Source organism: Candidatus Hodgkinia cicadicola (assembly GCF_002774925.1).
Genome location: NZ_CM008780.1, coordinates 40078 through 54074 on the forward strand (window position 1 = coordinate 40078; position 13997 = coordinate 54074).

Genomic DNA, 13997 nt, shown 5'->3' on the forward strand with positions numbered 1-13997 from the left:
AATGAACAACATTATTAAACGAATGTGAAAGCGGCTCTTAACTATAATACCTTCGAAGAAACAACAAGAAAATACTAATGTTATCACAACAATTCAACAATGCGAGAAAAATTTATCGACACATGATACACATGATGTCCTAGTTAAATCGATATTAGAAAACGAATTAAATAGACAAACAACAAGTTTAAATCTGATAACTTCAGAGAATTTGGTTTCAAAAGCTGTTTTTAAAATTAATAGTAATATTTTTATCAATAAATGTACAGTAGGTTATCCTGGAGGTAGGTATTATGGAGGTTGTGAATTCGTTGATGAGTTAGAAAAAGAAGCAATAAATCGAGCAAAATGTTTATTTAAATGTAAATATGCCAACGTTCAACCACATTCTGGTAGTCAAATGAATCAAGCAGTAATGTTGGCACTTCTGTCATCAGGTGATACAATCATGGGAATGGATCAAAAATATGGTGGACGTTTCACGCATGGATCGGTAGTACATATATCTGGAATGTGATTAAAATATATATCATATGGTATAGATCTTAAAACTGGTTTAATTGATATGAATGAAGTTCTAAATGTTGCTGTAAAATACAGACCTAGATTTATAATTGCTGGTTCCAGTTCATATCCGAGAACAATAGATTGAAAGGCATTTAAACAGGTAGCTGATGAATCTGATTCATTCTTATTTGCTGATATTTCACATATTGCTGGCTTGATTGTTACTGGATTGCATCCTTCACCAATCGAATATTGCGATGTTGTTACGACCACAACACATAGGTCCCTAAGAGGACCGCATGGCGGTTTGATATTATCGAATAATCAAGAATTATTTGATCGTATATCATGTTCTTTGTTTCCGGAGATACAAAGTGGACCGATGATAAGTGTTATTGCTGCTAAAGCAATGGCATTTTTTGAAGCTCAACAAGATGATTATAAAACATTAACAAAATCTGTGATTGAAAATGCTAAAACAATGGTTGAAAGATTAAAGATTAAAGGAATAAATGTTATTTCTAATGGTACTGATAATCACTTAGTCATAATAGATTTAAAGGCTCTTGGAATAGTTGATGAACAAGTAGCTTCTTGATTTAATCGTTGTCGCATCATAGTGAATAAAAACACCACTTCAAAGGATAAATCATTAACTAATTCATCAGCCAATATTATTTCTGTTTTAAGGTTAAGTACATGTGCATGTACATCGAGGGGATTAAAGAAGGAGGATTTTGAGAAGATAGCCGATATGATAGCTGATGGTTTGTTAGAGATAAAAGATAAAGGTAAATTATCACCATTGCTTGAAACAACCATAAAAACACAGGTGTTAAACATTACTAATAAGTACCCAATAGATTATAATGTCTAGATCAAGACAGAATTATAAGCTATTCATTCAAACATAATTAAAACATTTAAACATAATTAAAAGTTTATCCAATTCTATAAAAGGTTTCATCAATAATTAGAAATCTTCAGTGGTCAATTTTTTATTAAAAATTAAAAGGATACCTTTTGATATTATAAATTCATTGTATATAAGAACCATTATAGTTTTTAGAAAGATATAAGATAATCGTTTTTTAATAATACAAACGAGGTAAATATTTCAGAAGATTAATATATATATTTTGATATTGGTTAAGATTTATATTACAATAGTGAATATTGTTACTATTATTAAATAATATCAGATATTTATATTTACATTTAATTAATAGATCGGATGTTGTTGTTTTTAAAATGAATTATGTTTGACCGTTAGTAATAAATAAGATATATATTTATGAGATCAAAGCTTGAAGCACAAGCTTATGTTTGTCTGATTAGTAGAATCACAAGTAGTTTGATATGGTTGATTTAGAAGAATTAATTATATTGACCACAATTGTTATATGGCAATAAACAAGATAGTTTTTAACTAAGTATGTTGCAACTATTGGTAAAACATATTGTTTGTGAGAAAGTATTATCTTGGCGGTTGGTTATTCGAAATAAATAAATTCAAGATAAATGTTTAATTGAGTTCTATCAGTTTCGGTTGTGATATTAAATTATAAGATTCAGTAAAAGATACTTGACATATGTTGATTAGATATACTTAAAATGTTATTTCCATAATATATCATACTAAACATATTGACTAAATGTTACAATATCAAGGTGATGGTTAAATCTAATAATAAATTTATTACATAATACCAATAAAAAAACAGTAGGAATTTGATATTTAGTTTGGTTGTTGTTTTATCAAGTTGTTAATAAATTGTAGATGTTAATATTTTAAATTTATGATTTATTAGCAATGTATTTAATTATTTGTTACAACAATAATTAAGATAATAAAAACGAAATATAATACCGCCATATGATGATGGAGTTAATACCGATGATTGATAAATTTATTGAAGATAACGAAAAACGTAATGGACATGATGTAATGATGGTAATTTTATAGCTACATTAATATACATCAAAATGACAACGATTAGATGTTTAGATTTACAGATAGGATAACAGATTGAGTAATAGAAGCGATTATCAAAGAAGTTGTATATGAATTGATCTAAAGGCTTAATCAAGTAGGTATTAATACAACTAGAACAATTTTAGTAAATGATGAAATCAGAAATTATATTAATATTAAATAATATTTTTAGTATGTCTATGATGTATATGTGTTAATGACTAATTTATTTGAAAAAAAAACATAGTTCTGATATTAACAAATAACACGAGATCTGATAGTTGATCTTGGAATCATATTTCTATTCGTAATTTTTGGTTAGTAATTTTCTGTTTAAATGTTTTGTCGTTGCCATTGATGTTAACAACTTCGAGATAAACAACAAGTTAGTAATTCTTGAGTTGTTCTAAGTTGTAGTAAACCATGGGGTGATAAATGGTGATAAATGGTCTTCTTTATTTACGTCTGTTGTAATGTACTATTAAAATTAGATATTAACACTTATCATTCGGTTCAAAATCAAAACATTATACTATTGATTAACTATTATACAAGTTACTTATTCTCATTTTTATAATTATTTGTTAAAATTAATATATTTCATTAACATTTAAACTATGATTATAGATATTCATGAAATGGTTAGAAGAATAAAGGATCTTAATACTGGTTTCATTTTAAAGATGATAAACATAAGCTTGGATGAAAAGGTGAAGTAATAAATTGTTGTAGTTTTGTGTTGTTAATTGGTTGTTAATGTTGGTAGTTAGTCATGTGATAACAAACGTTTAGTTAACTTGGTGGTATGCATTATCCTATTAATTTACTATCATGATTAAATTGTTGATTTATTAAAAATGTCATGATTTTGATAATGAGTTTATTAATCCGATAATTCTGGTCTAATCGTTGGATACAACAAATATCTTCAGATATTATTGTTTTTTATAATCTTTTTTTAAAATGTATGAAATATATGAAATATATGAAATATATGAAATATATGAAATATATGAAATATATTATTCATTTAGATGATGATTGATTTATATTTTTAATGAGTATCATAACATATGGAAATATATGATAATAATATTATGGAACGATATCTATTGAATTAAGGTTTGGTTAATAACATTGTGTTGATAAATGTTATAGATTGGGGTAATATGAATAGACTTTGTCTTGGAAGTTGTTAACTTAATATGAATTATGATTCGATGAACGTTGACATTTTTAAATGACTTAGAATAGCCAAAATGGATAGGTTTTGAAGTTAATTGGTAATAAGAGTTCAATTTTATTGTTTGGAGATTGATGTTGGAATGTTAAAATTAAATCAATTACATATGGCTGGCTATGTAACTGTGGATCGGATTAGATGATATTGGTGTATTAGTAATTAATTTAGATAATGGTTTTTGTTTATAATTGATCTATCACATGAATTTAATACTGCTATCATTATTCAATGAAACAATGAACATGGATTTGAAATAAGATCGGAATAAATTAATAAAATTCAAATAGTTATGATTAAATTTTAGTCGTTATGTTATACATAAATGGTTGATTTGCAGTAAACAACATACAAAATTTATGTTAAGTCTGTGTCAGATTATTTTTTCTTTGAATAAATTATTCAATGTACTTGTTAGTTGTGTCGATAAATTTTACAACGGTTACATTCTTAATATTATTGGCATCAACATATGATTATTAAATTTTGAATTGAACCAATTTAAACACAACAAACACCATTTAAACATGAGTTATTATCGGTTGTTATTAATCTCTATTCTTAATAGTGAATAAACTTTGATACTAATTAACAACTAATTTCTAATACAAATTAATTCAGTTTTTGGTTAGACGTATGTTAGTAAACGTATCCATTTCTTAATGTTTTAGAATAGTAACTATATTATAATATTACAAATAAAACTAACAAGAAACAACAACGTTAAGTTCAATTAGTATACTCATATTGGCCATATATATATATATATATATTTTGTTGCATTTAATTGATAGTATTAAAATTTTATAAATTAAAATCAACCACTATTATTTCAAACGTTTTATTATTTTAATGTAATAAAACAAGTCATATCCAATTTTCTGATATCTGTCAGCATAAAAATACGTTACCATGTTGGTTCGGTGGCTAAATGAGCTTGATGTTATAGTATAAAATCATCGAAATCAGTACAATGCAATAGAAAAATACTAAATATATCTGACATTATTGGAATTTTATTCGTGGTATTGAGTGTTTCAAATATTTATAATAAAAAAGATGTATTCGTAATTATAAAAGTTATAATATTACTTGATAGAATGTTTGGCAATAAACATAGACAGTCTGTTAATAGAAATCGAAAACTATCCATCAGATTAATCTCAATAGAGTATAAAACAAATAAAATAATATCTTTAGGATCTTAAGAGTTATTACATTACACAGGTATATTGTTCAATTTTATGATCGAGAGATTGATAATACTTAAGTTTATATCCGATGGATATGTAACGATGGGTTTAGTAATCAGAGTAATTAAAGTAATCAGAGATAAATTAGTATTCAGAGATTATTATAGTATGTAATCCAAACGTGTTGTTAACAGGTTAAAATTTATTTAATGGTAACACTGAATGATTTGTTTATATTTTTCCTTAAAAATTATCATTAATAATTCAATCATAATTAAGAAGAAATATCAGGATATTTGATAATTGAAATGTTGGATTAGGAAGAACATTTATTTTTTTTGTTATGCATGGACGTTGAAATTGTAAGTGTTATTAGTATAATACTTGGATACAGAAAGCATATGTTAAGTTTAACGAAGCCATAATGGTTATAAATTATAAATATGTTTGAGTATTTCGATATTTTAGTAGATAAGCTAAAACAACTAGGATAAGCACCGCAGGTTAAGCCATATGCAAGTAGTCAAATTGAGAATTTATTTTAATGTAACACATAAATCATATCTACATTCTGGTTAATAAACATGACTAATAAAATATGGAGTGCTTATAACTAATTTAAGAACATTTAGTTTTTAAAAAAGATGGATAGATCTATGGTATACAGATTAAAAAACCGACATTAAATATTATAAATTTATTAAAAATGTCATATTATGACGAAAGAGATGTATGTTATCTAAGTGATTTTGTATATTCAAAGACTATTCGTTAATCAAACGTTTTAATTTATTTCGGAGCTTAGTTGTTTATAAAATGGTCAAAGATTGATCATTCGAACGAATGTACTCGAATGTACTAATTACTATTAAGTTTTTATTGTTCGGTATTCCCATTGATTGTTATCTACAATCGGTTATTAATACATGTATTAGTCTTGTTGAAGATAAACGTTTAATCCATCAAGTATCTTATCATCTCGTAAGATAACATCTTCGATAAATTACAAACAAATAAATCATTATATATTTCGTTACTAATACATAAATTATTTAATATCCACGAACGTTGTGAACGATTCATTAGTATAGTTCGTTATTCGTTGAACTATTTAATCATATCTAAGTTACGAATATAACATTTAAGAGTATAACACTTAGAATATTTATGGTTAAAATATTTATAATACAAATAAATAGAATTTAATTAATGTTAAGAATAATTGTTGTCAACCGGCTAACATATGGTTTTTTTATTCACTACCATTCTTGTTTTGCTAAATCAAACGTTTGATGTTTCTGGTTATTTAATTGATAATTACAGTTAAGTTGGTATTAATGGTGTTTCGTTGTCATAGTTCCAATACTTCATATTCAACGTTTATAGCGATTATTTGTTGCAGACGATACAAAACCTGTATGTAATCTACTTATAAGATAAATATAAACAATTCAACATATATCGATACTTATCAGTATGAAGGTAATTCAATCTAAACATCCTTAGTGTTGACATAATTCGAGATATCCTATTTATAATCGCAAACTATTACCGTATTTTTGTTATGTTGGAATAATTAAAACATTTCAATTACATCTTGTGGTATGTTCATAAGTACTACATCAAGTTGTTAACCGGATTAATCAATTTTTTTAATCAATTGCATTACTTCAATATATGATAAATGATTAATTTATTTGATTATCGATTAATTTACTTGATTATCTGTTTAAATATGGCATGGACGTTTGGACTAAATTGGTTGTTATAAATTATAATTTCGATGGTAATTATAACAATCGGAATTAACTATATCACATTTAACATCGAATGTTTATGTTTCTTAGGATTTAGAAACAATGATACTGATCTTTTAAAATTTTAGTTAAGGTTTTTTTCATTTATATATATAACTATTAATCGTTATTATTTATTGATTTATTAATTAATTTATCGATCTGTTTGATTAATAGATTTATCATTATATATTATATCTAAAGATAAGATGAGGTTAATGAGTCTTTATTCGGATAATGCTGTGGTTGTCCCAACGTTCGAATTATTATTAGAATATCAAAGATAGTTAATGAATTGTTAATACCATCAATTTTATTACTTACAGTGTTTAAATTAATACCAATTAGAGTGTTCATATTGATAGCTGTATTAGTTCTGAATTATATTTATTTTATTAATAACATGAATATTACTAGTTGTTTAATTGTTTCTAATAGTTAACAAAATATGATTTTTAATCGATATTAAACATAGATAACAATTGTTTGGTTTTTATATACAAATGCCATTACAATAATATTAAACTGCTATGAAGTTAACATATAATTTTTATTTTAAGTTGATAAATACTATTATGAATAATATTGGGATGTTATATAAATGGTCTTGATTTTTAATAATGAAATATAATGTTAGCTATAAAAGATAGAAATAACAACCTGGTAACAACCCATGATAAAATTATAGAAGTATTGTAACTGAAGGAATAAATTTGATTACTTTAAAAATAAGGGCTGATAGTAAGAAATACTGAACGTTTGATCAAACAATGAGCAATAGGTTTACCATGTTATTCAAATATGTAGTATAGAGTTATTTGTTAGTTGCTTGCTAATTTTGGTGTGTATTAATTAGTTTAATAAATGATGGTATTTTGATGCTTGATTTTGATGCTTGGTTTTATTGATCTGAATTTAAAATGAAAGATTGATTATTATTGATATTAAAACTAAAAACAAAAATTTAACACTTGTTAATTCATTTTATCATCGAGGATAATTGTTAACAAATTATTAAACAATATACTATTGGTATTTTTCATACGATCACATGAATTTAAATTAACTAAAAATAGTTATCTCTTAATTGACAAAAAAACACGTAATTATATGTGACTATGATTGTTATTTTTATACTAAGTTGATAGAAATAATAAGGATGGTATTAATGGTTTTAGTTTTTGAATCATATGACATTATTACAAGTGATTTAGATTTAAAAATCGAGATGTAAGATATGTAATTTTAAAATAATATTTGCCATGAAGTTTAAAAGGTTATAGCTCTAAAATTCAAAGTAAAACTAACTGTAACATTGATTAGATTATTACTAATGGTTTTGTTAACAACGCAGTTATTTGTAGTTAATAACATCCTGTTGTCAAAAGTTTTATGTTTTAATCATGGAAAGTTCTCAAATAAACAACTGTATGTTTAATCAAAAAAACAGATGTTTATATGATATTATTAAAATCGAATAGGAATCAAAGATTATTACTTGATGGTACGATGAATACTCAGATATAGAAGTTATAGAAGTTTAAATTAAGGTATAGGCATTATAATATTAAATAAAACTAGAAGTAATGGTAATAAATTTTAATAAAATTCAATCAAGTATAATCGAGAAGATATATTTATAATTATTTTGGAAGCGATGTAGATATAATTGTAACAAATAGCTCTTGATTTAAATCAAATTTCATAAATAGATCATAATAATAGTTACTCTTACATTGAAATGTTAATAAATGAATAGTATTGATAGCGAGAACTAAAAGTTAAAGTGTTCAGTTTGCAATAAATGTTTATGTCTTCGTTTTAAGTTTAGTTGGTTCAATGAATAAGAGTTTAATCGTTATTACTTATATTTATTGAAGTCAATATATCGAGATATTTCATTTAATGATAATAGTATACAAGTCTATAAACGAGAAGTTAATACATTACTAAGTACGGATGTAGATATATTATTAATAGAAAACTAATTTTAATAAATGTAGATGTCAGAACTGGGTTGTTTTTTTAGAGGTATACAAATAGAAATTAAAGGTTAATACATGTTTTAATAATATTGGTGATAACAAGTTGTGGTTTTTTTGAAAGAATTTATTTGATTTAAACTTAAGTAAGAATTTTGATATTCATGATATTCAATTAGTTATATCGATCTATATATAGGTGTTGGAATAAATTGTATTATTTGATTGAGAAAATTTGAATTGGAATATTTCTGAATTATCAAACATTTTTTAAAATCAATATGAATATATCCGAACGTAAGTTTACTAAATAATAAGGAAGGTATACTCGAAGTATCATATAACTTAATTAAATAGATTAAAACATTAATGTACATGTATACGTGTTATGGTGGTTGTTGTTGTATCAATTTTTGAACCTATATTTTAAGTTGTTAAATTTAACTTATCTAATGAACCTGCCAAGGTTGTAGATGTTAATACTGAATCTAATTGTTTGTTTTTGAATGGATTAAAATCAATAAGAATTAACAGAAATAGATTTAATGAAATTGATGAACCAATAAATATATTGAGATCAAGTGAATTTAAATATATGGTAATTTTAATTTTAGGTAATTATATCAAAGTCTTGAATATTATAATAACAACAAATGATATATGGAATATAAAAATATAGATATAAATATGAATGATGAATTGTTAGATCTAAGAATAGAAATCATAAAATTCTTAACCTTGATTAAAACCTAACCTATCTTTATCAACATTTCAATTATGATTAAATTTAATAAATGAAGTACACTTTTGATCGGTATAAAACATATATAAAGTAGAGATTATCGGATTTTGTTGTTAAATGTCAAATCTTTTACAACATTTAAACTAAACAAAATTTTAACTTATTTATCGGATATAAAGAAAGATCAATTAAAATCTGTGATTAGTTTTGTTGATAACTTGAAATCATTAATGACTGATCGTTTGTTAGTGGCGAATAATGGTTCTATCGATTATTAATTGGTTCATTAACAATATCCAACCATCATAAACTTATCAAAAGTATACAAAATGGTTGCAACTCTGAATTAGACACCGTTGTCTTATAATCAATCAGTATATGTTTATTGGTTTAAATAAAACTCTTACTATATTGGTTAATATATCGTTATTATCGAATAATATTAAACCTTATATAATATCGAAAATAGAACTAAAAATTAAAAAAAAAACTAATGAACAAAACAGATATACATTCGATCGTTGTTGAATCAAACACACACGATCCCGAAGTTTGAAGTGGATGTTGAGCGTTGGTTCGGGTTAATACAATTACAACGATCCATCATGTTAAAGCTAAATACAATAATCGTCGTTCTCTACAACATTATATATTAATGTTATGAATGATAATCATAAGACCGTTGCAATTATCGAGTAAACATATAGAATATGGAAATGGTATTTATCTTGGTAAGAAAACGTGATCATGAATGGTCAATGGGACAATTGTTCAAAGTTCTATCAATTAGATGGAACTATTATAACAACAAGGTATAATCGAAGTTAGAAACAGTTAACTAACATGATAAACTAATAAATAGATATCACATCTAGACATTACGATAACAAATGTTAATTCTATTTTAAGATCAATAATTATATAATGTTAATGTTAAAGAAGTATACAGGATTGATTGTAAACTTGGTTTTAATGTTTCTTTATCTGTTAAGAGATCGTAGATGGTTTATGTTTTATCTTATAATTTTATTATTGATATTACTAAACATTCATAAGAATGATGGTAAGGATATTGTTAATAACAACATAATCAAGAATGATGGAAAATAGAGGAAAAAGTAATAAAGATGAATGTAATGAGGAAGAGAAGATAAAAGATATCGATGATAATAACGATTCTGATGATAACTGATGATAACTGATGATGATAGAACTATCAAAAGGATGTGGACGTTGGTAACATGTATTAGTTCTATGGGATAAATCAGCGACAATGGGTGCTGAAGTTCTAACAATAAAGAGATTAATTTGAATATTAGTGGTAAACAACAAGAAGTCAGGATACAGATATTAAGATGGAAATACTAAAGAGTATGTTAATGCAACTAGAATGATTTCAATGAAGAAGAGATCGGAATTTATTTATATGAGTAATGCTTTAAACATAATTTATAACAACCTTTGGTAAAGAACTTGAATATCTCAAACCAAAACATCATCTAATATTACCATGATCAAAAAATTTGATAGCCAACATTGGGTATTTTTCGTTGATTTATAATTTAACACAACAATTTATTAATTTAGAATATTTCGATAGCATAATATTAACAAACTCAAGATTAGTAACACCGTTGACGGTTTTGTAGTTACTTAATTTCGGTGATTACAGGTTGATAACTGATTTAGTTTATTTATCCTTTGAAAGGATTCCATAATGTGCTATTGAAGTTAAACATAAATGTAGATATATTTCAATCTTAGAAATAAATATAGTTAAAAAAATCATTAACTCAAAATAAATATTAAGTTAATCCATTTAGGATCATCATGTTTGGATACATTCAAGGTATTAAATATCAGTAAAATCTATAAATATATTAAGCAACGGTCTGATAAATGTATTATATCAATGGGTAATTCATGAGTAACCTTTCATGGTTTATAAGTCGCTGATATAATGGAACGGATGTATTGATTTGTGGTTTAATATAATATTGATAAAATAACTGAGTACAACCTAACATTAATACCAACGACCAAGGTCCTATTACTATAAGTTTATAAAAATTTAATAATCTTGTTGATTTAACATGGGATAACAATGATATTTTCTAATATCAATTATTAACAATTTATATTTTTGTTCGTTGGTTAGTTTATTGTCACACTCTGTTCATAGAGTTTTGTTGGTATCTATAATGTTGTAGATGTTATGTTGTGCAGTCTGTTCAGTATTATAGTGTTTATCTGATCATAAATTTTGGTTATATAAATTATATTCATCGAAATAATATAACATCAATTAAACTAAACAAAATTCGATTAATACCTACATGTTAGGTTATCAACAATTCAGTTATCATAGGAATATGAAATTGTTCAATGATGTAACAATAAATTAGTTTTATTGTCTGTTATTAAATATTAGTGTATTTAGAACAAACAAACCTTATCAAATTATAAGATTTATGATATTAGTTTTGATGATGTTAATGATTTAATAATTGATCTAGATGGTAATAATATTTATAACCAAGTAATCGAATAACTTTAATATTTATAATCTTATTATCACTCTAACATGTATGGACTGAAATGGGATCTGTAATGAATTGGAATGGGATCGGGATAATTTAATAAAATCCAAACAATTATGTAAAATCCAAACAATTATGAATTATGTTTTTTTTCTGATTGTAGTGTTTAAATCACTTTATTCACTTCTATTGGTATATTTTTAGTTACTCAATGATAATTTTAACGAGTAATAGTTAACAATTTCTTTTGTTTATTTAATATATTTATAAATAATTATTGATATAGATTATCGGTAATTTTAATATGTTTTGAACATAATATATTAATTTAGTTGTTATATTTATATTTATATATATATTTGCTTGTAATTAGTGTTTAACAACAGAACAATAGTATAATTTTTAACCTTACTACAACATTCACAGCACTTAATAAGTGATTTTAATTAATTATAAAATGTTGTATTTGTAGATACAAAGGAATACATTGGGTTTTTTATAACAGTAGTTAATAATCTATAGTTTTATTTTAAAAAAAGTGTTCGTTTAGTCATCAAAACGTTGTCTGTTTTGTATTTGTATATGTTATATTAATGTTTAAAATTCTGTTATAATATTGATAGAGATTTAAATACTTTGTTTGTTAATGAGATGATAGATATAGAGAGGTAGGATTTTTATTATCTCGGTTATTATTTTTTAATAGAAGGTAATAGATTAATAGAAGATAATAGGTGGTTAAGATCTGAGTATTCTGACATCCTGTTTATAGGTCATATTATAGTATATATTGAACAAAAATATAATTTAATAAATTTATACTAACTACTTATTAATCTTAACATTACAAACAACCCATTGGTAATTATATTTTAACATTGTATTAGCTTATTATAAATGGTTCAAATGTTCAGACCAATTTATGGTTTAGCATGTTGATTAGTTTTTAAGAAAATAGTTGTTATATTAAACGTTAGTGCAATTAAAAAAATATATATATATTAATTAACATGTTGATAAATTGTTTGATAATTTTATTGTATGTTATGGTAATGATAATTCGATATCATCCAAGATGTTGGTAAGATTTTTATATATTGTTTTATAATCTTAATTATTGATGGTGATTATGATTATTTGGTTATTAATAAACAAAATTAATGGTTGATTATTTTAGAATATTTTATATTAAAGTTATTAAAAATATAAATGAATCATATGTAATAATTGGATATATCTATATATTTATCAGATAATTAATCAATGATAACACTTAATTAATAAATATAATTTACATTAAAAAACAACAAGATAACAAGATACAAGTTTGAACGTTGTTCTGTTTTTTTGGTTGTTTCATCGGAGTTTTAAACAACCGAATTTATAGGTTTTTGTATCAAAAAAAAAATTGATAGACTAATAGTTATATGTGAAGTTATAAAAGTAATTATTTTTAGTATGATGGTTAAATATTAACATGATTATTATAGTTATATTTATAATAATATATTATTAATAATTTTAATTAAATTGAATCTATTTCACATGAAATTCTCTATTATTTATAATAACTTATCGTAGTAAATATGATTGATAAAATCACTTGATCCATTATTATAAGTTGTAGTTATAGATATATATATAGATATATAATTTTGTGATTTATTATTTATGTTCTACTTGGTTATTAATTATCAATTATTAATACAACATCCATGATCGATATTTGATGTTAGTAATGTGTATACATGTTGTTAATGTGTTTGGATAGATCAACACAAGTTTTTACTTGGTATGTTTAATTAGGTTTATCAGTTGTAGTAATTGTTATAATTAAATTAATTTCAGTTATTGAATTTTACTCATCAACATATTAATCATTGATTCTAATTTATTAGAAGTATATCATTAATTTGTTTATTTTTTATTGTGGACAATATATTCATTAACAACGTTATGATGTTGGGGTGATTACCATCATGGTTAATTTATTGATTGATTTACATATAATTTATGGTTAAG

General features: G+C 24.1%; 1 protein-coding gene. It reads left to right on the forward strand.

What is annotated here, in order from left to right:
- Positions 1-22 precede the first annotated feature (22 nt).
- Positions 23-1384 carry a serine hydroxymethyltransferase gene (gene glyA / locus MAGTDC_RS00785; RefSeq protein ID WP_278046863.1) on the forward strand — a complete coding sequence of 454 codons (1362 nt, stop codon included), beginning with the start codon at positions 23-25 and terminating at the stop codon, positions 1382-1384.
- The last annotated feature ends 12613 nt before the right edge of the window (positions 1385-13997 follow it).